At 42.9% G+C, this 25,058-nt stretch carries 19 protein-coding genes; 12 read left to right on the plus strand and 7 right to left on the minus strand.

Annotation, left to right across the window (positions count from 1 at the left end; translation table 11 throughout):
* Window positions 1–102 precede the first annotated feature (102 nt).
* Window positions 103–273: a hypothetical protein gene (locus M472_RS45465; RefSeq protein WP_158499910.1), complete on the plus strand. Its 171-nt coding sequence runs from the start codon at window positions 103–105 to the stop codon at window positions 271–273.
* A gap of 368 nt (window positions 274–641) precedes the next feature.
* Window positions 642–1,289 carry a DUF2931 family protein gene (locus M472_RS34145; RefSeq protein ID WP_021070416.1) on the plus strand — a complete coding sequence of 216 codons (648 nt, stop codon included), beginning with the start codon at window positions 642–644 and terminating at the stop codon, window positions 1,287–1,289.
* Window positions 1,290–1,295: 6 nt separating this feature from the next.
* Here the strand turns inward: M472_RS34145 and M472_RS34150 are convergent, their stop codons facing one another.
* Window positions 1,296–2,441 carry an outer membrane protein assembly factor BamB family protein gene (locus tag M472_RS34150; protein ID WP_021070417.1) on the minus strand — a complete coding sequence of 382 codons (1,146 nt, stop codon included), beginning with the start codon at window positions 2,439–2,441 and terminating at the stop codon, window positions 1,296–1,298.
* Window positions 2,419–3,081, minus strand: a complete 663-nt coding sequence (locus tag M472_RS34155; protein WP_021070418.1) for a hypothetical protein — start codon at window positions 3,079–3,081, stop codon at window positions 2,419–2,421. Before M472_RS34155 ends, M472_RS34150 begins: the two co-directional genes overlap by 23 nt.
* Before the next feature lie 271 nt (window positions 3,082–3,352).
* Between M472_RS34155 and M472_RS34160 the strand changes: the two genes are divergently transcribed.
* Entirely contained in the window at window positions 3,353–4,198 is an 846-nt protein-coding gene (locus M472_RS34160; protein ID WP_021070419.1) for an EamA family transporter, read from the plus strand.
* 135 nt (window positions 4,199–4,333) lie between these two features.
* Window positions 4,334–4,891, plus strand: a complete 558-nt coding sequence (locus tag M472_RS34165) for an AAA family ATPase (protein WP_021070420.1) — start codon at window positions 4,334–4,336, stop codon at window positions 4,889–4,891.
* Between the two features lie 12 nt (window positions 4,892–4,903).
* Here M472_RS34165 and M472_RS34170 read toward each other — a convergent pair whose 3' ends face one another.
* From M472_RS34170 to M472_RS34185, 4 genes are all read right to left on the minus strand, one after another.
* Window positions 4,904–6,970: a heavy metal translocating P-type ATPase gene (locus M472_RS34170; RefSeq protein WP_021070421.1), complete on the minus strand. Its 2,067-nt coding sequence runs from the start codon at window positions 6,968–6,970 to the stop codon at window positions 4,904–4,906.
* 24 nt (window positions 6,971–6,994) lie between these two features.
* Window positions 6,995–8,287 carry an efflux RND transporter periplasmic adaptor subunit gene (locus tag M472_RS34175; RefSeq protein ID WP_021070422.1) on the minus strand — a complete coding sequence of 431 codons (1,293 nt, stop codon included), beginning with the start codon at window positions 8,285–8,287 and terminating at the stop codon, window positions 6,995–6,997.
* Window positions 8,288–8,296: 9 nt separating this feature from the next.
* The gene (locus tag M472_RS34180; protein WP_031301697.1) at window positions 8,297–12,607 is read right to left on the minus strand and encodes a CusA/CzcA family heavy metal efflux RND transporter; all 4,311 of its coding nucleotides are present in this window, start codon (window positions 12,605–12,607) and stop codon (window positions 8,297–8,299) included.
* A 189-nt stretch (window positions 12,608–12,796) separates the two neighbouring features.
* Window positions 12,797–13,123, minus strand: a complete 327-nt coding sequence (locus tag M472_RS34185; protein ID WP_021070424.1) for a DUF6660 family protein — start codon at window positions 13,121–13,123, stop codon at window positions 12,797–12,799.
* A 192-nt stretch (window positions 13,124–13,315) separates the two neighbouring features.
* Here M472_RS34185 and M472_RS34190 point away from each other — a divergent pair, with 192 nt between their 5' ends.
* Window positions 13,316–13,870 carry a thioredoxin family protein gene (locus M472_RS34190; RefSeq protein WP_021070425.1) on the plus strand — a complete coding sequence of 185 codons (555 nt, stop codon included), beginning with the start codon at window positions 13,316–13,318 and terminating at the stop codon, window positions 13,868–13,870.
* 87 nt (window positions 13,871–13,957) lie between these two features.
* On the plus strand, window positions 13,958–14,518 hold the full coding sequence (locus M472_RS34195) for a DUF4230 domain-containing protein (protein WP_021070426.1): 561 nt from the start codon (window positions 13,958–13,960) through the stop codon (window positions 14,516–14,518).
* A 12-nt stretch (window positions 14,519–14,530) separates the two neighbouring features.
* Here M472_RS34195 and M472_RS34200 read toward each other — a convergent pair whose 3' ends face one another.
* Window positions 14,531–15,730, minus strand: coding sequence for a M20 metallopeptidase family protein (locus M472_RS34200; protein ID WP_021070427.1), 1,200 nt, complete (start codon window positions 15,728–15,730; stop codon window positions 14,531–14,533).
* 251 nt (window positions 15,731–15,981) lie between these two features.
* Between M472_RS34200 and M472_RS34205 the strand changes: the two genes are divergently transcribed.
* The 6 genes from M472_RS34205 to M472_RS34230 all read left to right on the plus strand — a co-directional run bounded on the left by M472_RS34205 (window position 15,982) and on the right by M472_RS34230 (window position 25,047).
* Window positions 15,982–16,626 (plus strand): RNA polymerase sigma factor, encoded by a 645-nt coding sequence (locus tag M472_RS34205; RefSeq protein WP_021070429.1) that lies wholly within the window; start codon window positions 15,982–15,984, stop codon window positions 16,624–16,626.
* Between the two features lie 49 nt (window positions 16,627–16,675).
* Window positions 16,676–17,800 (plus strand): FecR family protein, encoded by a 1,125-nt coding sequence (locus tag M472_RS34210; RefSeq protein ID WP_021070430.1) that lies wholly within the window; start codon window positions 16,676–16,678, stop codon window positions 17,798–17,800.
* A 299-nt stretch (window positions 17,801–18,099) separates the two neighbouring features.
* Window positions 18,100–21,534 carry a TonB-dependent receptor gene (locus tag M472_RS34215; protein WP_021070431.1) on the plus strand — a complete coding sequence of 1,145 codons (3,435 nt, stop codon included), beginning with the start codon at window positions 18,100–18,102 and terminating at the stop codon, window positions 21,532–21,534.
* Between the two features lie 25 nt (window positions 21,535–21,559).
* Window positions 21,560–23,119 (plus strand): RagB/SusD family nutrient uptake outer membrane protein, encoded by a 1,560-nt coding sequence (locus M472_RS34220; RefSeq protein WP_021070432.1) that lies wholly within the window; start codon window positions 21,560–21,562, stop codon window positions 23,117–23,119.
* Window positions 23,120–23,147: 28 nt separating this feature from the next.
* Window positions 23,148–24,116 carry a DUF5017 domain-containing protein gene (locus tag M472_RS34225; RefSeq protein ID WP_021070433.1) on the plus strand — a complete coding sequence of 323 codons (969 nt, stop codon included), beginning with the start codon at window positions 23,148–23,150 and terminating at the stop codon, window positions 24,114–24,116.
* 10 nt (window positions 24,117–24,126) lie between these two features.
* A complete protein-coding gene (locus tag M472_RS34230) occupies window positions 24,127–25,047 on the plus strand; it encodes a DUF5017 domain-containing protein (protein ID WP_158499911.1) in 921 nt (306 codons plus the stop codon).
* Window positions 25,048–25,058: the final 11 nt, after the last annotated feature.

Here is a 25,058-nt window from a genome sequence, read left to right on the forward strand (position 1 = left end):
AATTAAGGACAATTTGTTTTTCTAAATATTCCTAAGTACCTTTAGTCATAAGGAGATAGAGTCGCTCTGATGCTGTCTCCTTATGATATAAATCTAAAGTACATGAGAAAATTCAAATTAGACCAGACGTTGGTTCCTGTAGCAATGCTATTGTTGGTTGTTGGTATGACCAGTACGGAAACGTACATGAAGTTTACACTGATGGGAGCAGCTATCCTCTTAAATTTCACAGCACTTATGCTCAACACGCAAAATATTAAAAACAAGGAATAGCACAAGAATCGCTTTTTTAATAGTATTATTTTATCTTTATTCCGATGAATAAGGTATCGGAAGACTATATTTTAAAACAAGATAATACAAAGGAGAAACAGCGAAGTGCTCTTTTGTTGTTTGTATTATACATTTTTATTTTTTTCCTACTTGCACTCCTCTTTCCTAAAGAGAATGATCAGATCTTTGTTCCCATGTACTACCTAGCGGCAGTTTCAGTGCTACAACTGAGCTATGTTGCTTATTACAGATCCCCTTTAAAATCCTGGTCAGCAGTTTTACTGATTATATTTTTTGTTTTGTTCTGCCTTTTTCTGGCATTTAGTGTTTACATTACCGGCCTTGCAGCTGCCTACCAACATTAAGACATGAATATACTCAATAAAATATACATCATATTGCTTGTAGCTGTGTTCGTGAGTATGGTCTTTTTAGTCCGTCGATCGGCTCAAAAAACAAAGTATAAAGCAGGAACTTTCTCTGCTGTACCTATACATGTCCGAAACCTGTATTTTACAGACCATAGATCTTCTGATCTAGGTTACTTTTATGATACCGATCCCAATTATTTTGCCTGGCGGCAAGTTGACCAGTATTTTGAGAACGACCGTATAGATATACCGGACAGCTTACATATCGAGTATTTCTCTTATACAGACTCGCTTTTCTATAATAGTATACTGCCACTAAACAGGATGGACTCTACCTGGAAAAAATATACAAGCTCTTCCGAGTCTTTGGTATTTACGCTGGGTGTAGCGGACAAAGGGATTGTCAAACTGTGGTGCTCAACCCCGTCACTAGGTACGCAGTTGATCCTCAACGAACAGCTGTCTCCTATCAAACCCAAACCGGAGGACCTATATTATAAGGAACCTCTTTCTGAATCCCGTTACATCACGGAAATGTTTTCCTTATTGAGTGATAGTGTAAAAAATAATATCCGTCAGCAACTGTATATAAAAAGCTATAAGGATAGCAATGACTACAAGCTCCCGGAGTACCTCCTCGATTGAGGACTTCTACTCTTTAAGAAAATAAGCGGCCTGTAATCCCCGCTCGTTATTTAACTGCAGATCGGATTTGAGCAGCTTAATCTGGTCCAATTGCGAAGACATTTTATACAGTGCTCCCTGATAGGTGATCATATATAGGTTTGAATTGGCTACTGTAAGTGCTAATGGTTGGCCTAAATCCGGCGACCAGGCTTTTTCCTGAGCCACTTTGCCGCTTCTATCTAGAATCAGAATTCTATCTTTTGCTAATACAACATACTTGTTCCTTTCTAACAGATCCAAGGACTTGATATCCCCCAGATCTTTCATGGCCCATTGGATATCGCCCGTTTTGGGATCTAGAGCAGATAGACCATCAAAGGGGAGTAAAATGATATTGTCGGTAATAAACAATTCAGACTGTACATACACCTCATCGGATGTGGGTTTATATTCCCACTGTATGGCCAGCTCCTGATTCAAACAATACACCCTGCCTTTTTCAGTCAGTATATACAATAGTCCACCGTGGAGCTTTGGTGCGAAAGAAGATCCTTCTTCCAAATTAAACTTTGCCAGTTGTTTTCCTGTTTCTGCAGCTAATTTTACCAACTGATATCCGGTGGTCTGGTACACTGCATCGCCTTCTACCAGGGGTTCAGACATCAATACAGTACCACTTTGGTAATTCCATTTTTCTGTTCTATCTTCTATTGAGATAGACTTAATCTCGCCATGACTATTGGCAAATAGCATATGGTCACCATACACTATAGGACGTTGATAAAAATGGGCAAAACGTACATCATCGAAATGGTAGCCGTAAAAAGCCTGATCTTTGGATACACTATCTCTGAATATCCAGTTTTGCCGACCTGAATTCTTAGCATAGGAAACAATGGTTCCATTTAAGTAGTCTTTGATAAGCTGTTCCTTATAAACTGTCATATAACTGAGCTCATCTATATCGGGATCTGTCTGCAATTGCTGCCAACACAACGAGTCTGTCGATAAATCGAAACAATAAAGGCTTCCACTATTTGTCGTAACAAACATACTGGTCGACGCAGGGGCTTCGGACTTATCCATCTGGCAGGCTCCAAGAGATACGAACAGCGCTAAGGCGATAAGCAGGTTTCTACGAAAACCTTTATTTAAAAAGGTTATAATCATAAGGAATAGTTTGTGAAAAATCGGTTATATACCAGGTGTCGGGATCGGATTGAAACCGAACGAAATCATAAACGATATACAATGGCTCCTGAATATTGCCCAAATTATTGCCTTTGCTATCAAAAGCACAGACCATAGCTGTGATACGCGCTATCTCGGGATTATTATCATCGACTGGTTGCAGCTTGGCCTCAAAAGCGGTACCGATACGGATATGGGCATCATTATTCCTCAATAAAGCGACCATATCCTGCTTATACTGGTGTACGATGGCCTGCTGAGCCTCCAAATCGGTAGGTTTATTATCTGTCTTGTGCAGCGCATCAAAATCCATCCCCTTAACATGAGTATACGCTTCCTTTACCCCATCCGGAATAAACTCGCCTTTGCGAATCTGCTCTCCCCAATATAGGGTATCAAAAGGCTCACGTATAGCCATGGTAGCTGATAGGGTATCTGGACCATATCCTCCGATAGGCTCTTCGACGATTGCTGCTTCTCCTGATTCCGTATGAAATAAACTAGATGTCAGACTCTGAAAATGATGTGGGATATGATGCCATCCCACTACAAAATGGAGAATAGCAACGACAAATACAAGGATAAGACCAACAACTACCAACAAAGGTTTTCTGTTCATATACGGCATCTTTTATGTAGGCCAAAAGTAAGGCATAACTACAACTTTCTTTTAAAATTATTAAAAAAACTTACGTACTGCCTATAAATAATCGAATCCTGCACATGGGGTATCAGGAAGATTGTGTAGATTTATCGCCAAAGTAAGCAGATCAATATGGACCCTTGTAAATTATAGTCCCCTACAGTCTTATAATGAATAATAACGATATACAATCGTATATCGGATTGCTGTCAATTCACCAGTCGTTTACTTTTAGAACAAAACAACTATGTCAACTAAAAACACCAAAATAGCTGTTCCTGCTGCACTTCTATCCATGGCTTGCGTACAGGGAGGCGCCTCTATTGCAAAACAATTATTCCCCGCAATAGGTGCAGTAGGCACCAGTACACTGCGTATTGGCTTATCAGCTGTGCTATTGACGTTGATCAATCGCCCCAAATTTTCTAGATTTACCAAGCAACAATGGCTGTACGCAGCACTATATGGAATCGGTATCGCAGCGATGAACCTTATTTTCTATATGGCAATACAACGTATCCCATTGGGGCTGGCTGTAACCGTGGAATTTGTCGGACCGCTATTCTTGGCACTGGTCCTATCACGAAAACTACTGGATGTAGTATGGGCTTTACTGGCCTGTGCAGGTATATTGCTGATCGTTCCTTGGACCAATAATGATATTGATCTTGTAGGCTTAGGTCTGGCTTTACTAGCAGGCACTTTCTGGGCGATGTACATCGTCATGGGAGGCAAGGTCTCTAAAGTCATGGAAGGTAAGGATGCTGTAACAACGGGAATGTTGTTTGCGACATTGCTTATCATTCCTTTTTCTATTTGGGACGGGGCCATCTTTCAGGTCACACCACTTTTATTACTGAAAGGATTGGGGGTCGCCATCTTCTCCAGCGCACTTCCATTCTCTTTGGACTTTATTGCCTTAAAGCGATTGCCAGCAAAGACTTTCAGTATCCTGACGAGTCTCCAACCTGCCTTTGCTGCATTCTCAGGCTTACTTTTCCTACAGGAAACGCTTACATTTATGCAGTGGATGTCGATATGCTGTGTCGTAGCGGCAAGCATGGGAACAACGATTTTTAGCAATTCGAAATAAAAATACGTATATTGGGTTTGGCCGTTTATTCGCTCCGAATAGGCCAAACCTTAATAGTACTCTTTTCCTCCCCCTTTATCTTTTTTGATTCCCGGCCCCAAAGGGACAACTATTTAATTCACTTAATTTATTAGCATGATATATACAGCACAGCAAACACAAAACATGGTGATTACTGGAGGACCAGGCATGGGTAAAACCTCTATCATCACACACCTGACGTCACAGGGCTATCATTGTATTCCTGAAGTGGGACGTATGATTATTATTGAACAGATGCGTACCCAAGGAAACAAGCTGCCTTGGGTTGATCCATTGGCTTTTGCCATGGAAATGCTAGGACAGGCTACAGCTGACTACCATAAGCTGGGACATGATCAGACCCGTGGCTTTACATTCTTTGACCGGGGGATTCCCGACATCATGGGATATCTATCGATCTGCGGCATAGCTACCCCTCCAGTACTGGAAGAAGCATGCCACAGTCTCCCCTATTTCAATAAAGTATTCATCACACCTCCCTGGAAAGAAATATACGTTAATGATACTGAACGTAAACAGTCTTTCTCGGAAGCCATAGACACTTATGAAGCCATGAAGCAGGTCTACAGCAATCTGGGCTACACGCTGATCGAGATTCCTAAGTTAAGCATAGTTGAACGTGTACAGTTTATAATATCAGCACTCCAATAAGCAAAAACTCCTTTAATCAAACTTGGACCGCTGAATCCGAACCGCATTCAGAATAGCAATTAAAGCGACCCCGACATCGGCAAATACAGCCTCCCACATCGTAGCCAAACCTCCGGCACCTAAAATGAGAACAATTCCCTTAACGACAAAAGCAAGGGTAATATTCTGCCATACTATTCTTTTGGTCTTCTTCCCTATCCGTATCGCAACAGGGATTTTACTGGGCTTGTCATCCTGTATCACAACATCTGCAGTCTCTATCGTCGCATCACTTCCCAATCCCCCCATTGCTATCCCTACATCACTGAGTGCGACCACAGGAGCATCATTGACACCATCGCCTACGAATGCAACGGATTCACCTTTACCTTTAATCTCCTCCACACGTTTCACTTTGTCTTCGGGCAACAGATCTCCAAAAGCATTGTCAATCCCCAGCTCCTTAGCGACGTATTGTACGACTGAACTCTTATCGCCACTCAGCATGGTCGCTTTTACACCGCTATTATGCAACTGTTGGATAGTCTCTAAAGCATCTTCTTTGATACGATCGGCAATAGTGATGTAACCGACAAACTGGCCACCATAAGCGATAGCGATGACGGTAAAGACAATACTGGCCGGATCGATATCATATTGGATAGCAAATTTATCCATCAACCTGAAATTACCGACCAAAAGCTCTTTCCCTCTTACCGTGGCCTTCAATCCATGGCCAGCTATCTCCTCGACATCTTCGAGTACAAGGCTATGGTCCAGGTCTCCTACATATTTATGAATTGCTGTCGCTACTGGATGTGAACTTTTACTTTCCAATATATTGACCATGGCCAACATATCCTGACGGTCAAATTCATTCGCTATAACAACGTCTTGCACTTCAAATACGCCCTCGGTCATGGTACCGGTTTTATCCATCACTACGTTCTGAATATCAGCTAAGATATCGAGGAAGTTAGAACCTTTGATCAGGATACCATTGCGACTGGCGGCCCCTATTCCTCCGAAGTAGCCCAAAGGAATAGATATCACCAACGCACAGGGACAGGAAATAACCAAAAAGATCAATGCTCTGTATAACCAGGTTACAAATTGATAATCTGACACAAATAAAGCGGGCAGCAATGCAATCCCTAGGGCTAAGAAGACAACAATAGGGGTATATATCTTAGCGAATTTAGAGATAAACAACTCGGTCGGCGCTTTTTTACTGCTGGCCTGTTGTACCATTTCGAGAATCTTACTCAGTTTACTATCCGCATAAGCTGTAGTAATCCGAACATCCGCCAATGTATTCAGATTGATCATACCGGCCAGTACGACCTCGCCCGCATATTTCGTATCAGGCTTGCTCTCGCCGGTCAGGGCCGCTGTATTAAACACGGCCTGATCGCTCAGAAGAACACCGTCTAGACCTAGCTTCTCTCCTGGCTTGAGCTGTACGACATCATCAATACGTACATCCTTCGCTTTGATCAATGAAGCTACATTATCTCGGATTACCGTCGCTTCATCGGGGCGTTGATCCAACAACGCCTTGATATTGGACTTGGCTCTAGATACTGCTAGAGTTTGAAAACTCTCTCCTACGGCGTAAAACAGCATCACTGCCACGCCTTCTGGATACTCGCCAATAGCAAAAGCTCCCAGCGTAGCAATCCCCATCAAGAAGAACTCGGAAAAGAAATTGCCCCGGCGGATACTGGATACAGCATCCTTAAGAACGGGCAGCCCTACTGGTAAATACGCAACCACATACCATAGTAAGCGAATCCATCCGTTAAACCAATCCTGTGGAAAATAATTGTCAATACCTAAAGCTACAAGCAACAATACCAAACTGATAATAGCTGGCATAAATAGCTTTAAATAACTACCATCTGTAAAATCGTGACTGTGGTCATGTCCATCATGATCATCGTGGGCTACATCTGCAGCGTCATGTGTGCAACAGCTTCCTGTATCCTTGCCTTTTTTTGAACCGACAAGTTCAGAAGCCCCCGCTTTGTCATATATTTTTTGGGTTTGTGTACAGCAAAGCTGCCTCCCCTTCTCGTCATAACGATGTTTATGTTCCATATCAACAATATACTATTTTTATAATTAATGGGAGTGTCCACCCGTGTTACTTAATTTCGCATTAATAAAAAACGCTCCTTTTACAACAACCTGCGTATCTTTCGCAAATTCTTGTACAGGAATAATCGCGGTATAACCGAGTTCACTCGCTCCTTTCGCAATCTCTATTTTCTCAAAATTGATCTGTCCTTCTTTCATCGCTCCCTCTGCATGAGCATGCCCATGTTCCTCCCCTTCTTTGTGATCATGTCCCTCCTCATCGTGGTGAGCTTCCCCTTCCTTATCAGTGATAACGAAAACGTAATACTTCCCATCCGCTTCGACGATAGCATCATTTGGCACAGCTAAACTCTTACTTTCATTAAGGTCCAATAATCCAATCGTGTTCATACCATCTATCAGCCCTTGCTTGTTACCGAACACATCACAGTGTACCGTTATAGACTTACTGTCGTTTTCAAATGAAGAACCGATCCGAAAGACTTTTGCTTTATAAGTCACACCGGGATTATTGGTAAGCATAAAATCGATAACCTGTCCAATTTTCACTTGAGGTAGATCCTTTTCAAAAACCTGTAAATCCAGATGGAGCGAACTATTATCCACAATCTCTACTACAGGCGAAGATACGTCCACATAGCTGCCAATTTTTGCAAAAACATTACTCACAGTGCCATTTATTGGACTTTTCACCAACAATACGGATTTCAAGCTTTCATCAGTAAGGTTATTTATATCTATTCCCATCAGCTCGATTTGCTGCTGCAGCGATGCACGCCGTGTCCGTAAGGTATTCATTGTGGTACGAGCAGCCTGCAGATTCTTTCCTGCACCAGCATTGGACGCATTCAACTCCTGTTGACGTTGCAACTCCTGTTCAGCCAACACGATCTGGCTCGATACCGTAAGGTATTCTTCCTGTAGCTGAATATATTGCGGATTAGTAATGGACGCTATCGTCTGTCCTTTACGAACATAATCTCCCAATTGAACCAAGAGTGTCTTGATAACTCCTCCATACAGAGACGTTGCATTTGCCTTGTTATTATTGGGCACACTCAGTTGTCCATTGACTTTAACGGTACTGGACAGGCTTTTATACTCCAGACTTCCCCAGGTGATCCCCACTGAAGCAATCTGTTCTTTATTTAAGGTCGCAATAGTCGTCACCTCTTCGACATGACCTTCTTCAGCAGTCTCCGATCCAGCAGTGCCGCCACCGTCACCTTGAGTTCCCTTCCCCTTACAGCCCCAGGACAATATACAAATCAGTAGTACCGGTATTATTGTCTTTATATATAGTTTCATCTTATTCATTATTGCACACTATTTATTATTTAAGTAATTGATCTCTATAGCCGACTTATTGTACAGATTGAGGACATCGAGATGATTCTGTCTAATGGTTATAGCCTGCCCCAAAAACTGGCTCAGCTCAGCAAATCCAATTTCTCCTGTATTATAACTCAGGGTGGCAGCCTTAATGATCTCATCGGCCTGTCGAAGTCCCGATTTCTCATAAAACTGAAGTAACGCATTGTTCTTTTCCATATCAGCCAGTGCTGTCGCCCTATCAGTCTGCAGCAGCTGCTTATTATAAGCCAACAAACCTTCCTGTGTCTTCACCTCCGCCTGTGCTGCCCTTATTTTATTTTTTGCAGCAGCAAGGCCAAACAACGGGAAAGAGGCGCCTATAGAGAATCCGGTAACAGGATCCTTCTTTCCCAAGAAGCGCTGCGAAGAAAAAGAACCAGAGAAATCAGGCATATTACTATTACGCTGTACACTCACATTAGATTCGGCAATGGCTACATTTTGTTGCTGTAAAGCCACTATCGGATGCATCACATTATCCCCCAACAACTCCATTTTTACTTTCTGCATAGGATCTACAACAGGCAACATCCATTCATTACGATTGGTCAACAACATCAGCTGCTGTTGCTGGACGATCATTTCTTTCTTATTCTGTTCAATCTGCGCCCGCAGCTCATTGAGTTTTGCTTCTGCCGCAATACGGTCCAACATAGCCACATCACCTGTACGAACCCGTAGATCCGTCGCCTTGAATAGATTGTCATAGATACTGTCCAATTGATTGAACAAGGTCTGTTTGTCCTGTAAATACCATAATTGAAAATAAGCGAGGCGGATATCCCTTTTTATTGTCGCCGTTAAAAGCTCCTTATTCAACTCCGCATATTTTAATTGTTCCGTAAAGTATTTCTTACGTGCAGAGTAGAGCCCTGGCCAAGCAATATCCTGTGACAAACCTATTTGGGGCCTTCCTGTTGTGTTAGAAGGTTGCATTTCATCGTTCAATACAGATACCCCAAACTTTGCAATATCTACCGCTGTCTTAACCGTATAACCGGCAGCATCCACTTCACTTTGATTAATCTTATACTGCAGATTATTCTTCATGGCACTGTCAATCAGATTATCGACAGACACCCTACTTTGAGCCTGGGCAAAAAATAATCCGGTTCCACATAGGAATACGGTCAACATTGTTTTTATCATAGTATCCTTCTTCCACTTTAGTTTTGAATTAAAAATAATATAGAGCAGTGGCAGCACAAATAAAGTCAGGAAAGTCGCTGTTACCAGACCTCCGATAACCACCGTAGCCAATGGCTTCTGAACCTCTGCTCCAGCACTGCTACTGATAGCCATTGGTAGAAAACCCAAAGAAGCTACTGTAGCTGTCATTAACACGGGTCGTAATCTGATCAAGGTACCTTCCCGTACACGTTGCAGCACATCCTTTATACCTTCTTTTTCGAGTTGATTGAAGGTACCAATCAGCACAATTCCATTCAATACAGCCACACCGAACAAAGCAATAAAACCTATCCCCGCACTGATACTAAAAGGCATGCCACGGAGTAAAAGGGCCAATACTCCACCAATAGCACTCATTGGAATAGCCGTAAAGATCAGAATAGCCTGTTTGAACGAATGGAAAGTAAAATACAGCAACATAAAGATCAGCAACAAAGCGATAGGCACAGCGATCATCAAGCGAGCAGAGGCTTTCTGCAGATTCTCGAATTGTCCCCCATAGGTAAAGTAATAGCCGGAAGGAAGTGCTACATTTTCCAATTTCTGTTGAATCTCCTCCACAACAGATTGAACATCACGATCGGCAACATTAAACCCGATTACAATCCTTCGCTTGCCCGACTCCCTACTGATCTGTGCGGGACCTAGTTTGAAATCAACATCTGCCAGCTGAAACAATGGAACCTGTATCCCATTAGCCGTGGGTATCAATAAATTCCGAACGTCATCAATACTACTTCTATGCGTGCTATCCAGTCTGACGACAAGATCAAAACGTCTTTCATTCTCATATACACTTCCCGTGCGCTTACCTGCAAAGGCGGTACTTACGATATCGTTTACGTCCTGAATGGTCATCCCGTAATTTGCAATACGCGTATGGTCGTATACAATATTGATTTGCGGAAGGCCGCTCACACGCTCTATCTGTGGCGCTGTCACCCCAGGCACTCCTTGGATCACTGCTGCTACCTTATTGGCATAATTTGCCAATGTATCCATGTTCTCCCCAAATATCTTGACCGCTACATCCTGACGTATACCGGTCATCAATTCGTTAAACCGCATCTGTATGGGCTGATTTTTCTCAAAGAAAACTCCAGGGATGACTTCCAGCTTCTCCAGTATGGCGTCCCCCAACTCATCATAACTTCTACCAGAGGTCCATTCCGATTGAGGCTTCAATATCACCATCATATCCGTGGCTTCTGGAGGCATAGGATCCGTCGGAACTTCAGCAGCGCCGGTTTTTCCAACCACCATACGTACCTCATCAAACTCCTTGATGATACGCGAAGCTTTCATGGATGTTTCGATACTCTGACTTAAGGAACTTCCTTGAGGCAAGATACAATGGAAAGCAAAATCACCTTCCTGCAGTTGGGGGATAAACTCTCCCCCCATTCTACTAAATAAGAAGACGGCTATCCCGAATACCAGTATCGTAAGTGATACAATTACATACTTGACCTTAATCATCTTTTCCAATATCGGTCTATACCCTCTTTGTAAACGTGCAATCATTTTATCACTGAACGTCTCTTTTCCACTATTTCTTTTTGGAAGGAACAGCGCACACATCATAGGGATATAGGTCAGGGAAAGAATCAATGCACCTAGAATGGCAAATCCAACCGTTTTGGCCATTGGGGTAAACATTTTCCCCTCTACTCCGACCAATGTAAGAATAGGGATGTATACGATTAAGATAATGATTTCGCCAAATGCTGCACTTGTTCTTATCTTGGAAGCCGACTCAAATACCTCCTCATCCATCTGTGTCTGTGTAAGCCGTTCGGTAGATTTACGTAGCCCTAAATGGTGTAAAGTGGCTTCAACGATGATTACTGCTCCATCTACGATCAGACCAAAATCGATTGCACCCAAACTCATTAAATTGGCACTTACGCCAAATACATTCATCATCCCCAACGCAAATAACAGCGACAACGGAATAGCTGAGGCAACAATAAGTCCAGCTCTTAGATTTCCTAAGAATAATACCAGCACAAAAATTACAATAAGAGCACCTTCAATCAGGTTTTTCTCCACAGTCTGTATCGCTCGCCCTACAAGGTCTGTCCGATCCAGATAAGGTTCAATAACGACATCTTCTGGCAAAGACTTCTGTATCGTAGGTAGTTTATCCTTAATGCGGTTTACAACCTCATTGCTATTTTCGCCTTTCAGCATCATAACGACTCCACCAACAGCATCGACCTCTCCATTGTACGTCAGTGCACCATAGCGTACCGCACTGCCAAAACGCACATCAGCGATGTCTTTGACATAGACTGGTACCGCTCCCGTCATTTTTACGGCAATATTCCCCACATCTTCCAACGAGTTGACCAGCCCTACCCCTCGAATAAAATAGGCGTTAGGCTTCTTGTCTATATACGCTCCACCTGTATTCTGGTTGTTTTTCTCCAAGGCCGTAAACAGCGCGGGTATACTGACATTCATCGCCCGCAATCGGTCCGGATTGACTGCGACTTCATACTGCTTGAGCTGTCCTCCAAAACTATTAATCTCAGCAATACCCGGTGTACCATAGAGTTGTCGGGCGACAATCCAATCCTGCATCTCGCGGAGATCCTTTGCATTGTATTTATCTTCGCTGCCTTTTTTAGGGTGGATGATATACTGATACACCTCTCCTAGTCCTGTACTCACAGGAGCCATTTCAGGACTTCCTATTCCCGCAGGGATATCTTCCACTGCTTCCTTAAGCTTCTCATTAATAAGCTGTCTGGCAAAATAGATATCTACCTCTTCCTTAAAGACAACTGTAATGACCGACAAACCAAAACGAGAAATACTTCTTATTTCCTCGATATCGGGCACATTGGCTATACTTTGCTCAATCGGAAAGGTGACTAACTGTTCGACCTCCTGTCCCGCCAGCGTGGGTACCGAGGTAAATATCTGAACCTGATTATTAGTGATATCAGGAACGGCATCAATGGGTAGTTTCGTGGCACTCCAGCCACCCCAGATGATCAACAAAAGGGTCATTAACCCAATGATGATTTTATTCTTAATGCTAAATCTTATAATACTATCTAACACAACACCTTAAATTAAATTTTACAGTTTGTTCTAACACACGAATATCCGATCCTGCTATAGTTGAGCTCTAAAATAAAGCCATGCTCTAACAACAAATAGTATCAAGAATTGTTGTCGCAAAACAGTATTAAAAATCAATAAATAAATCCCTATATACGGTTGTATACAGTGTACAAGATCAGGATAGAATTAGGCGATAACCCGGGGTGGTTGCCAAATACTTCCTTTGAAGTCTGAAACTAGGGGATACTTTCCAAAGAAGCTGTTAGTCAGCTGATATACCAGAGGCTGTTCAGGGCTTTCATACCAAAAAAAAGCAACTTCGCTGATATGTGCTCCACAACATGCACAGCCACATAAAGGGGTACAGGTGTCATCCTCAGCATGATCATGATTGGATAAATCTTGCTCTAACTGTGTGAAATTATTAGGTATCGGGACAGTAAGCTGATCAGTACAAGGCATTACTGCCAGTACCAGCATATAAAGGGGTAATATGTACTTCCACCATCCCATTGCTAACAATATTACGCTTTTTCGGGAATAAAAACAAAGAACAAAAGCATCATACAGCCTCTTTTTTAAGCACTTTCCCTTCTCAAACCTACAATTTAGCTTCTACAGCGAAGAAAAACAGCAGATGTAACAAAATAATAACCTGAACAATCAGGAGAGATTACTTACTTTTATAAAAAATAAACCTTAGAAATGAGAACACTGTTAGTTGGGCTGATATTAGCCCTAAGTATGCAAGTCACGGTAGCCCAAAACACGCCCGCACCTGCCGAAGAAGTCCTAAATGCAGCAATTGCCAAAGCGGCCAAAGAAAACAAAAGTGTCTTGGCTATCTTTCATGCCTCCTGGTGCGGCTGGTGCCATAAAATGACGGCCAGCTTGAGTGACCCTGCGATCAAATCCTATTTCGACAAAAATTATGTCATTGCTGACTTTACAGTTTATGAAAGCAAGGGGAAGGAGAATCTAGAGAATCCGGGAGCCGCTGATTTATTAAAAAAATATAACAACGCAGACCAAGGCCTTCCAACCTGGTTGGTGTTTGACAGTAAAAAGAATCTGATCGCTGACTCACAGATACGGCCCAAAGGAGCTTCCTTAAACACAAAAGGTGAAAACGCAGGATGTCCGGCAGCAGAACAGGAAGTTGCTCATTTTATAGACTGTCTGCAAAAAAGTTCAACATTAAATACAGCTCAACTCACAGAAATAGCCGCTGTCTTCCGAAAAAACGAAATAAAACGCTAAGCATTCCATAGGAGCAAATAATCCAATACCATAAATATTACAGACCATTTTAAACCAAAGTGGTCTGTTTTTTGTCATAGTATATATATGAAAACATTCGTAAGATTTCTTGTTCCCATTATACTTATAGGCGTCATAGTATGGCTGGTAAAAGATAAATTTTCGCCAAAGATCACAACAGAAACCAAACATCAGATTCTTGTTGAACGGATTGAGTCTATGGGCAAGCTTGAACTGGTAAAATACCGATTCAGTGATGTTATCGAACATAAGGATATCAGCAACTACCTTCCCGACGCCAGCGTACTGCTGATTGTCAAAGCTGATGCCGTAGGCTGTATCGATCTGAGTAAACTCAAACCCGAAGATGTGACCATATCCGGTGATTCGGCCACGATAACACTTCCTAAAGCGGAGCTCTGTTATGTCAAGATAGACCATAAAGCATCAAAGGTTTACGACACCAAGATGGCCTTCTTTAGAGAAGCAACTCTGGTTGATGAAGCTTTTAAACGTGCCGAAGCAGAAATCACCAAACAGGTGCAGAAATCTGATATATTGGCGCAGACACAGTCCAACGCCATCCATGTCTTTCAACCCTTATTGGAAGGTCTGGGCTTCAAGAAGGTAAAACTCACTTTTGAATAACAGGACTGTTATCTACCCATTCAACAGGTCTAGCACCAAGTGTACCATAGCGGGCATGGAGGTCTTAAGTGCCTCTTCGTCCAAGTTGAACTGTGCATTGTGCAGACCATATTGGGTATCCATACGACCATTGTCCGTTCCAATCAATACAAAAAGCGAAGGGTATTGATGGGAATAGTATGCAAAATCTTCGGCCGCCATCCACACGCCTACATCCATCACTCGCTCTTTTCCGAAAAGGTCTTTCCAAAGCTCCTTCGCTCTGTCGGCCAAATCAGGATTGTTGTACAATGTTGGATACCCCCTAAGTATCTCCAGCTGTACAGAGGCACCTAGAGACGCAGGCAAGGTATTCATCACCCCTTCTATCTGCTGCAGGGCTTCTGCTCTCCACTTTTCGTCCAAGGTCCTAAAAGTTCCAGCCAGGGTAACCTCTTCAGGAATCACATTAGCTGCACCTTTTCCCTCGAAATGGCCAAAGGTCAGGACCGACGGAGTATTAGGATCAGCCTTTCTGCTTACAATCTGTTGTAAGGTACTCAGAAGCTGCACCGCAATCATGATGGGATCCACTGCGCGGTGAGGCTCTGCAGCATGCCCACCACTTCCCTTAATCGTCAAATAAAATTCATCACTGGAAGCCATAAAACGTCCAGCACATACCCCCACATGTCCTATAGGTACCCTTGGACTGACATGCAGTCCCAATACCGCTTTTATACGCCCTCCAAATGACTCCAAAATTCCTGATTCCAGGACCTGTATAGCACCTCCTGGTATTTTTTCCTCGGCAGGTTGAAAAAGTAAAAGAATCTTGCCCGAATAAGATGATTGCAGTCCTTGTAGTATGCTGGCGATACCCAGAAGATTGGCAGTGTGATAGTCATGTCCACAAGCATGCATGACACCTTTATGTTCGGACCGATAGTCGATCGAATTTTTCTCATCAATGGGGAGCGCATCAATATCAGCTCGCAACACAACGATATCTTCACTGCTTTCCATCTTTCCTTCCAATATACCTACCACGCCTGTTTTGGCTACGACCTGATAGGGGATATTCATCGCTTCTAACCGTGATCGTATATAGGCACTCGTTTCAAACTCATGGAATGAAAGTTCAGGATGTTGATGGAGATATCTACGGTCATAAACCGCTTGCGAAAACACCTCTTTAACTTTATGGCCTATTTGATCTGTTAATTGGTTCATGGTCAGTTATTGTTATTATGATGGAACAAATTAACTAAAAGCATCGAAACTAAAAAAACAAAATAGACTTTATTTATGACAACAGATACCTGCTTCATGACGATCCGTTGATTTCTACCAGCAATCTTCTTGTCGATCGACCTTATAAAGTAAATCCGCTTGCCAGCATACTCCATCAAAATATCGCAAAAAACAAATTCTCTTTTTGACTTTCATTCAAAATCTCTTAAATTCCATAAAAATTAAAAAATATGCTGGACTACGAAAGATTAGATGAACGACAATTGCTGCAACTGATGCAACAAAAGGACGATCATTTGGCCTTTTCAGAAGTATACAACAGATTTTCGAATTTTCTCTTAGCATACGCTTATAAAATCACACAAGACTCTTCCGATACACAAGATATTGTCCAAAATATTTTTATTTCCCTATGGACAAATCGTACAAAACTGACCATTGAAGGCCCCCTGTTTAACTACCTGATCAAGAGTGTCCGATTTGGCTTTTATAAGTCCATACGCCGCAAAGATACCTTTAGTAAATACGAAGCGGATTTACAACATTACCTCTTGCACGAATACAACGCCATAGAAGAATATCTCGTTGAAAAAGAGCTTATGGATCGACTGGAGAAACTTGCAGAGGGCTTCCCGGAGAATATGGGCAAAGTATTCGTCATGACCTATTTCCAGGGACTAAGTCCTCAGAATATCGCTCAAACACTACGGATTTCCGAGCGTACTGTACACAATCTGATCAGCCAATCGAGCAAACGTGCCCGATTAGGATTAGGATTGAGTATCGCACTAGCTTTGATAGCAAATTATAACACTGACAATCAACCCATTACTTGTTTTTACAAAAATAATTCAATAACTGACGTGAAAATATAGCTTTACAGGGTTCATATTATTGATTGGACATCAATCAAAACTTAAAATTATGAACAACAAGAAAGCAGCAGAACTCATCGATAAGTATCTTGCAGGACAATGTACCGCGGAAGAACAAACCGTTCTTTTTGCCTATTTCAATACTTTCTTGGATAAAAATCATAAGCTATTATCGACTGATGAAACCGATCAACTCCATAGAGACACCTGGGAGCGTATCAGCAATCAAATAGGCAAAGGCAGAGAAAAAACGCCTATTAGATCATTGAACCGAAGCAGGCTTATATCTATCACTGCCGCTGCTGCCATCCTCATAATAGCCGGTTTTTTTATCAAAAAAACAAGGCTATACGACAGCAGCAATACCATTACGGAAGACATACTCCCTGTGGGAGAAGGCGCCCTCCTAACCTTAGAAAACGGTCGTACCATCGAGCTGAGCGCAACCCATACGGGAATCGATTTCACGAAGGAATATATTGCTTACCAAGATGGTTCTGCGCTCTACCCGGAAAATACATCGAGAAATTCCATGTATCGTCTGTCAACACCTAAAGGCTCTACCTATCAACTGACTTTATCCGATGGTACTACAGTCTTCCTAAATGGTGGCTCAGAGATTAAGTACCCAAGAAAATTTGAAGGAGAGAAACGAAAAGTTGAGTTTGAGGGAGAAGCCTACTTTTCCGTCAAGAAACACGCAAAGCAGCCATTCATTGTAGTAACAAAAGGACAAGAGATAAAAGTTCTAGGAACAGTATTCAATATCTCAACCTATACCCCTATGTCTACCAAGACAACATTAGTAGAAGGCAGTGTCTTGATAACCGCGGATATCAAGACTACTTCCCCTTTTCTTTTATCTCCTGGAGAACAGTCGATCGTACGAGCGGATGGCTCTTATGACAAAAAGAAAGTGGATCTAAAAAAAGAACTCGCTTGGCGTTCAGGACTTTTTTACTTTGATCAAACACCATTTTCAGAAATCTTGCAACAAGTATCTCAATGGTATGATGTCGATATAACGTACAGTTCTGGGATTCCTCAGGGCACATTCAGCGGCATTATCAATCGCAACCTAAGCCTACAAACTTTAATAGAATATTTTGAGGACTCCTCTCCACACCAATTCAAAATAGAAAACAGGACTTTACGAGTTAAAGCTCAAAAATAACCAATAACTAATCATTTATAAACTTAAAACGACATCATTATGAGAGCACGATAGATCAAGAAACATACGAAGATAACCAAAAAAGGGAAGTGTCGGAAGCACTCCCCTTGGCGTCTGGATAACCTACGCTAAACCCGAATTCAGAATTTATTATTTGATTATCACTGGACGTACAAATCTAAGAAAAACTTCTTACGATTGTACATCTGGTATGATTTGGAAATTTCTATATGGTAAAACCAACTGTAGTCCACTCGTACCCGTCACCACATGGACTTATAAACCGAATGCTATTGATTATGAAATTCACTATCGCATTATTATTGATCGGGGCAATACATCTCAGTGCTAAGACACACTCACAAACTATTACATTGAAAGTGAATAATGTCACGATGAAAGAGATTTTTGATGAAATACATCAGCAAACTAAATATGGTGTGATCTACAATGATCAATTTGTCGATGCACATAAAAAAGCAACTGTTGGTGTCAATAAGATGCCCTTGGAGCTCTTTCTTCAAAAAGTACTGTCCGCTCATCATATGACTTATAAAATCAAGGAGCAAACTATATTTATACAAAATCATTCCAGCGCTATCGTTTCTGGCAACCAATCCGACAGAAACCTACCGTCTGGTTCATCTCTTTCATCCCAACAGATTAGCATTACTGGCCAAGTTACCAATGAAAACGGAGACCCCTTGAACGGTTGCTCCGTTAACGTTAAAGGTACAGCTATACGCATCAAAACAGAGAGCAATGGAAAATATAGCATCACTGTTCCGAGTCATGAATCCATACTTATCTTCAGTTATGTAGGTTATGGGAGCAGGGAAATAAAAGTCGACAAACGGACAACAATAGATATCAGGCTAGCTCAGTCTAACCAGGATCTGGAACAGGTAATCGTCATGGGGTATGGTACTACATTACGGAAGGATCTCACCGGATCTGTAGCGACTGTCAATATGGAAGACCTACTGGAAGCGCCTGTAGGTTCGTTTGACGAAGCCTTAGCAGGGCGCATTGCAGGAGTACAGGTCAGTGCCAACGAAGGTCAGCCGGGCTCAGCCATGAATATCATCATCCGGGGACAAAACTCCATTACCCAGAGCAACCAACCTCTATTTGTTGTTGACGGCTTTCCCATGGAGGACTTCGAAGCATCCGGTATTTCGTCGGCAGATATCGAATCCTTTACGGTTTTAAAAGATGCTTCGGCAACAGCGATATATGGAGCTCGTGGAGCCAATGGCGTTATTGTCATTGAAACAAAAAAAGGAATGGTATCAAGTCCCAAGATCACCTATGGGGGGCAATTGGGAGTACAGAACATACTCAAAACCATGGACGTCATGAGTCCCTACGAATTTGTCAAGTATCAAATAGAACGTAATCCGGCCCAGGCTGGAATCTCCTATCTGAACAATGGCAAGACATTAGAGTCCTACCGCGATATGCCTGGTTATAATTGGCAAGACCGCTTGTTCAGAAGAGGTTCGACGATGAATCATTCCTTATCCGTAAGAGGCGGAAACAAAGACACCAAATATTCCTTTTCAGGCTCTTTGTACAATCAAGACGGTATTATCATTAGCTCAGCATTTGATCGCATCCAGGGAAGAGTTGTTATTGATCAAAATCTGAGCAAAAAAATGAAGGCCTCCCTCAACCTAAGTTATAGTGACGGCGTTGTAAACGGTCCCTCTCCTGCAGTAAATGCATCCCAATCTTCCAATTACCTCATGTTCAGCGCATGGGGATATCGTCCCATATCAGGTTCCAATATATTCTTAGAAGATGAATTGTTCGACGAGGACGTGTACGCACCCGATGATGACGAGAAGACATTTGACTATAGAATCAATCCGATTCTTTCCACCGAACACGAAGTAGTCAAGAGAAAGACCCGGCTCTTCTCTCCAAACCTGAACCTGGAATACAAGCTTCATAAAAAACTAACCTTTCAAGTCCGAGGGGGAGTAACTCTGCACAATTATGTCGATGAGAATTTCTACGACTCTTTTACGCGAAGAGGGGCTCCTAGAGCGACCAATGTAAATGGTGTAAACGGTTCCGTAATCCATAGAGAACGTTCCAGCTGGGTTAATGAAAACACCTTAACTTACAAAAACACCTTCAAACGCGATCACAAGATGACGTTATTGGGAGGCTTTACGATGCAAGCCTACAATTACAAGCGGTACGGCTATTCTTCCAAACTGATTCCCAATGAAAGTCTAGGTCTGAGTGGCTTAGATGAAGGCAGTCCTAACGCGATGTACGCCGAGGAAAGCAAATCATCATTAGCTTCTGTACTAGGTCGTGCAGAATATGACTACAAGTCAACCTACTTGTTCACAGCGAGCATACGAGCAGATGGATCTTCTAAATTCGCTGCAGGCAACAGGTGGAGTTATTTCCCTTCGGGTGCCTTTGCCTGGAGAATGAGTAAAGAGAAATTCATGAAAAACATCGATTTCATCCATGATGCAAAACTGCGGGTATCATACGGCATTACAGGAAACAATCGAGTCAGTGACTTCAGCTACCGTTCCTCTTTAAATATGCCTATCGCCGCAGCCTATTCCTTTGGCGGCCTTACTCCCACCAGAAGCATGGTCCCCAATCTACTGGGCAATCCGTTGCTGCAATGGGAGAACACCTCTCAGTTCAATGCAGGATATGATCTATCCCTATTCAAAGGAAAAGTTGAGCTCAATTTAGATGCCTACCGAAAGACCACCTATGACCTCTTACTAAACGCCAATATCCCCTATACGACAGGTTTTCCCACGGCGTACAAAAACATTGGAAAAGTCCAGAACCAGGGGCTTGAGTTTACGGTCAATACCACCAATATAAACAATAAAAAGTTTCAATGGACCAGTAGCTTCAATATCAGCTTTAACAACAACAAAGTCCTCGAGCTCGCTGAGTCCGAAGACAATATCCTGACACCAATGGTATGGGATGGCGGCTATAACGGTGTGCCCCTGTACATCACCGAAATCGGACGTCCGATTGCCATGTTTTACGGTTACGTATGGGATGGTGTATACAACCTCGACGACTTCGATCTTATTGGCAGCAGCTACATACTCAAAACCGGAATCCCTTCCAATGGCGCTGCGAGAACAAGTATCAAACCTGGCAATATCAAGTTCAAAGATCTCAATGGCGATGGGGTTATTGACTCCAAAGACGCGACCATCCTGGGCGATGGCGTTCCAAAACATATCGGTGGTTTTGCCAATAACTTCCACTATAAGCGCTTCAAGCTCCATATATTCTTTCAATGGTCTTATGGCAATGATGTCTTCAATGCCAACAGGTTAATGTTGGAAGAAAACGTAGGTAACCGGTCACACTTGAACCAGTTTGCCAGCTATGCCAATCGTTGGAGTTTTGACAACCAGGAAAGTCTTATCCCTATCAATAATGGGCAGTCCCACTATGGTGTATACTCTTCTCGCGTACTCGAAGATGCATCTTACCTTCGCTTGAAGACTTTAAGTCTATCCTATGCGATACCGCCCTCCTACGCCCGAAAGGTAAAGCTATCCACACTCAGCTTATCAGCCAATCTCCAAAATATATGGACCTGGTCCAATTATTCGGGTATGGATCCTGAAGTCGGCATTCGAAGCACGGCATTGACTCCGGGATTTGATTACTCGGCTTATCCGCATGCGAGAACTGTTACATTCAGGCTTACTGCCGGGTTTTAATTGTCAAACGATTATCTAAGGAAATATGAAAACACTACATCATAAAATAGCTATCAGCACGTGTACGGCCATCTTTTGTCTGTTCTTTGTGGGGTGTAAAAACTTTTTAGACACTAAACCTTCAGATTTTTACAGTCCCGAAGAATACTACAATACCGAAGCGCAACTCAATACAGCCTTAGTGGGCGTATACGATCCACTCGGCTCGTCCGAACTATATTCTTACAACATCAGCAGCATGTTTGGTACTGAAGCTGATGAAGGCTACTACAACAGGAGTTCGGCCGAAGGACCACAAATATATGATTTCACCTCCGCTCATACCCGAATTCGAACAACCTGGCAAAAACTCTACCAAGGCATACATCGCGCCAATCTCGTGTTGGCCAATGTCAATAAACCGGAGATGAGTACAAGCGCCCGCAATATCATTATTGGGGAGGCCAAGTTCCTGCGTGCCTTTTACTACTTTTTACTCGTAACTAATTGGGGCGGCGTCCCATTGGTCACGCAACCTACAGAAAGCCCCATCGACAATGGTGTTGCCAGAAATACCGACAAGGAAGTTTACGAATTCATCTTAGCAGAAATGAAAGAAGCCGAAGCTAAGGTTCGCGATATCGAAGCCGTCGGCAACGCGGGTCGGGTCAATAAATCGGCCGTGCGCGGAATACTTGCCCGGGTCTGTCTACATATGGCCGGTTACCCGCTCAACGATCATTCCAAATATGCTGAAGCCAGAGATTGGGTAAAAAAAGTAATGGACTCAGGACATGCCCTTAATCCCGATTACAAACAGATATTCATTAATTACGCCCAAGACAAGTACGACCTCAAGGAGAGTATCTGGGAGGTTGAATTCTGGGGAAATGGATCCGATACCTACTCCGAAGCCGGCTGGATAGGCGTCAGATTGGGGGTAGCAACGAGCGATGTAACCTTGGGCTTTCGGTACGGTATCATCCGGACGACCGAAAAATACTACCATCTTTTTGAGGACAGTGATGTACGCCGAGAGTGGACTATTGCGCCGTATAAATACAGTGGCAAGACACCAGTCAACCACGGCCCTTCTGATATCTATGATCGTGATATCGCCAAATGGCGTCGCGAATATGAACTCGACAAAAGCACGAGCTTGACCGCACAGAACTTTCCCCTGCTCCGCTATTCAGATGTCTTATTGATGTACGCTGAGGCAGAGACCATGGCCAGTAATACAGCACCATCTCCCCAGGCCTTTGAGGCTATCAATCAGGTACGAAGAAGAGCTTTTGCCTTACCCATCCATACCCCCGATCCCATGGTAGACTTATCAGGCCTAGATCACGAACAGTTCATGAAAGTAATAAAAGACGAACGCTCCAGAGAGCTCGGATTCGAGGGTCTTAGAAAACATGACCTGATCCGATGGGGGGATTTTCTCACCGTCATGAAAGACATGGAAGTAGAGTTATCCATCGGCGGGGCCCCTTCTTTTGCCGTCTGGGCATTTACAAATGTACAACCCAAACATGTACTATTCCCCATACCCGTTCGAGAGATGGCATTGAATAAGCAACTGACCCAAAATCCGGGATGGTAATCTCATTACATCATTAAAAAGACAAGACATGAAAGCAATTCATATATACGCAGCTGTAGCCCTCTTCTCCTTGTTGGCCTGTACAAAAGAAAACGAGCAGATCTCACCTGGCAATTTTACGATTGTACCATTTGCGGCCATGCCCAAAACGGCTACCGTCAAAGCCGGTGAATCCTTAAGTTTTCAGTTCGAAGGCAATGCCGACACCATCTATTTCTATTCGGGAGAATTTGGGAAAGATTACAACTTCAGAAATGGAAGAGTCGTCAATATTGAACAGCCCTCTCTCTCCATCCGTACACGATCAAGCTATGGGGAGCAAAAGTCCCTTTCCATCCTACTATCTCAGGATTTCAATGGTGATTACAGCTACAATGGAGTAACTGCTGCTACATGGAAGGATATGACCTCCAAATTCAATATCCCTACTCCTACCGGTACAAATGCGCTGAGTTTTACATCGACACCTACCGATATTTCTGAATTTATTGACCTCGACAAACCCTACTATATAGCAGTCAGAAACGACCTCAAACCTACAACTTCAGGTAACAGACCTACACAATGGGATTTTTACGGCACCAATGGCTTTGCTTTTACAGGTATTGCCAATGGTACATCGATCGACATCTTACCCACATTTGGTGCAGCCAACTGGAAGGTGGTAGCTACAGGTTATGCTGGTGGTGAGCTAGACGGCACACGTGGTCCACGCATGTCGCCCAACAACTCTGCGGCACCGACCAGTATATTTCTTGCGAGAAACACGGATTCCAACATTGCGATGGATGCATGGGCTGTCACCAAGGTGTTTTCACCCACACAAAACATCAGCGGAGATAAAGGCACTCTCATTAAGCGGATTACGGACCTTCCGTTACAAGAGTACACGCACATCTACACCACTCCAGGCGAATACGAAGTTGTCTTCGACACCATCAACCAAGATCGGACATCCAAACTGATAAAGTTCAAAATAACAGTCACAAATGATTAAACGAATAGCTATGAACAGGATTATATATATTGGCATTTTGCTCTTGACACTTCATTCCTGCAGCAAGACCATGGAACTGGGTTCCTTGGATTTCGAAGCTTCTCTACATACCGAAAAGGTCAAAGCCGGACAAGAAATGATCTTCGATCTGACCGGACGAGCCAATATCATCACTTTTTATTCTGGTGAGCTGGGGCAAGACTATCAATATCGAGACGGCAGACCATTGTCCCTTTCCAACCCTATGGTTTCTTTTTCGTCGGATGCTTGGTATGGAACACAACAAGGGCAGATATCCATATTAGTTTCCACCAAATTCAACGGAGACTACACCGCAGAAAATGTCAGCACAAGCTTTGACGCTGGGGAATGGATAGATATCACCAATGAGTTTACCCTTCCCGAAAATACCGGTACACGACAGACAGTTTCCAATGGCCCTTTTAATCTATCCGATATCATGACCGAAGAGAAAAAGGGTATCTATTTTGCCTATCGCAATTTAACCAGTACGGTAGGCAACCCTACCCAATGGACCTTCAGTCGCTTTTTGGTAACCGCCAATACCTTACTGGGCCAGCAAACCATTATGGATCAAAAAACTGCAGATTGGCAACTCGCTGTTTTAGCCACGCCAGGTCAGGCGAGCACCGGAACTACCCCAGGCACCAGCGTATGGTTTCCTCGAAATACAGACAGAAATGCCATTGTCCACAACTGGATCATTACCAAGAAAATCGATTTTTCTGATAAGGACCTTGGTCCCGACATGGGGACGCCGATCAAGAGCTATGCGGATCCACAACTAACCGAATTCAAGCATACCTATCATACACCAGGCACTTATATAGCCACGTTTTTAGCATCAAATGTCAATGCTAAAGACGAGATCAATGTGGTCAAACAAGTAAAAGTCATCGTTGAACCATAACATTATCAACA

Origin of the sequence: Sphingobacterium paucimobilis HER1398, from assembly GCF_000416985.1 — a bacterium.
Taxonomy (GTDB): domain Bacteria; phylum Bacteroidota; class Bacteroidia; order Sphingobacteriales; family Sphingobacteriaceae; genus Sphingobacterium; species Sphingobacterium paucimobilis.

Coding starts and splice junctions, on each gene's coding strand:
- M472_RS45465 (WP_158499910.1), top strand. CDS start 103: ATGAGAAAATTCAAATTAGACCAGACGTTGGTTCCTGTAGCAATGCTA.
- M472_RS34145 (WP_021070416.1), top strand. CDS start 642: ATGAATATACTCAATAAAATATACATCATATTGCTTGTAGCTGTGTTC.
- M472_RS34150 (WP_021070417.1), bottom strand. CDS start 2,441: ATGATTATAACCTTTTTAAATAAAGGTTTTCGTAGAAACCTGCTTATC.
- M472_RS34155 (WP_021070418.1), bottom strand. CDS start 3,081: ATGAACAGAAAACCTTTGTTGGTAGTTGTTGGTCTTATCCTTGTATTT.
- M472_RS34160 (WP_021070419.1), top strand. CDS start 3,353: ATGTCAACTAAAAACACCAAAATAGCTGTTCCTGCTGCACTTCTATCC.
- M472_RS34165 (WP_021070420.1), top strand. CDS start 4,334: ATGATATATACAGCACAGCAAACACAAAACATGGTGATTACTGGAGGA.
- M472_RS34170 (WP_021070421.1), bottom strand. CDS start 6,970: ATGGAACATAAACATCGTTATGACGAGAAGGGGAGGCAGCTTTGCTGT.
- M472_RS34175 (WP_021070422.1), bottom strand. CDS start 8,287: ATGAATAAGATGAAACTATATATAAAGACAATAATACCGGTACTACTG.
- M472_RS34185 (WP_021070424.1), bottom strand. CDS start 13,123: ATGGGATGGTGGAAGTACATATTACCCCTTTATATGCTGGTACTGGCA.
- M472_RS34190 (WP_021070425.1), top strand. CDS start 13,316: ATGAGAACACTGTTAGTTGGGCTGATATTAGCCCTAAGTATGCAAGTC.
- M472_RS34195 (WP_021070426.1), top strand. CDS start 13,958: ATGAAAACATTCGTAAGATTTCTTGTTCCCATTATACTTATAGGCGTC.
- M472_RS34200 (WP_021070427.1), bottom strand. CDS start 15,730: ATGAACCAATTAACAGATCAAATAGGCCATAAAGTTAAAGAGGTGTTT.
- M472_RS34205 (WP_021070429.1), top strand. CDS start 15,982: ATGCTGGACTACGAAAGATTAGATGAACGACAATTGCTGCAACTGATG.
- M472_RS34210 (WP_021070430.1), top strand. CDS start 16,676: ATGAACAACAAGAAAGCAGCAGAACTCATCGATAAGTATCTTGCAGGA.
- M472_RS34215 (WP_021070431.1), top strand. CDS start 18,100: ATGAAATTCACTATCGCATTATTATTGATCGGGGCAATACATCTCAGT.
- M472_RS34220 (WP_021070432.1), top strand. CDS start 21,560: ATGAAAACACTACATCATAAAATAGCTATCAGCACGTGTACGGCCATC.
- M472_RS34225 (WP_021070433.1), top strand. CDS start 23,148: ATGAAAGCAATTCATATATACGCAGCTGTAGCCCTCTTCTCCTTGTTG.
- M472_RS34230 (WP_158499911.1), top strand. CDS start 24,127: ATGAACAGGATTATATATATTGGCATTTTGCTCTTGACACTTCATTCC.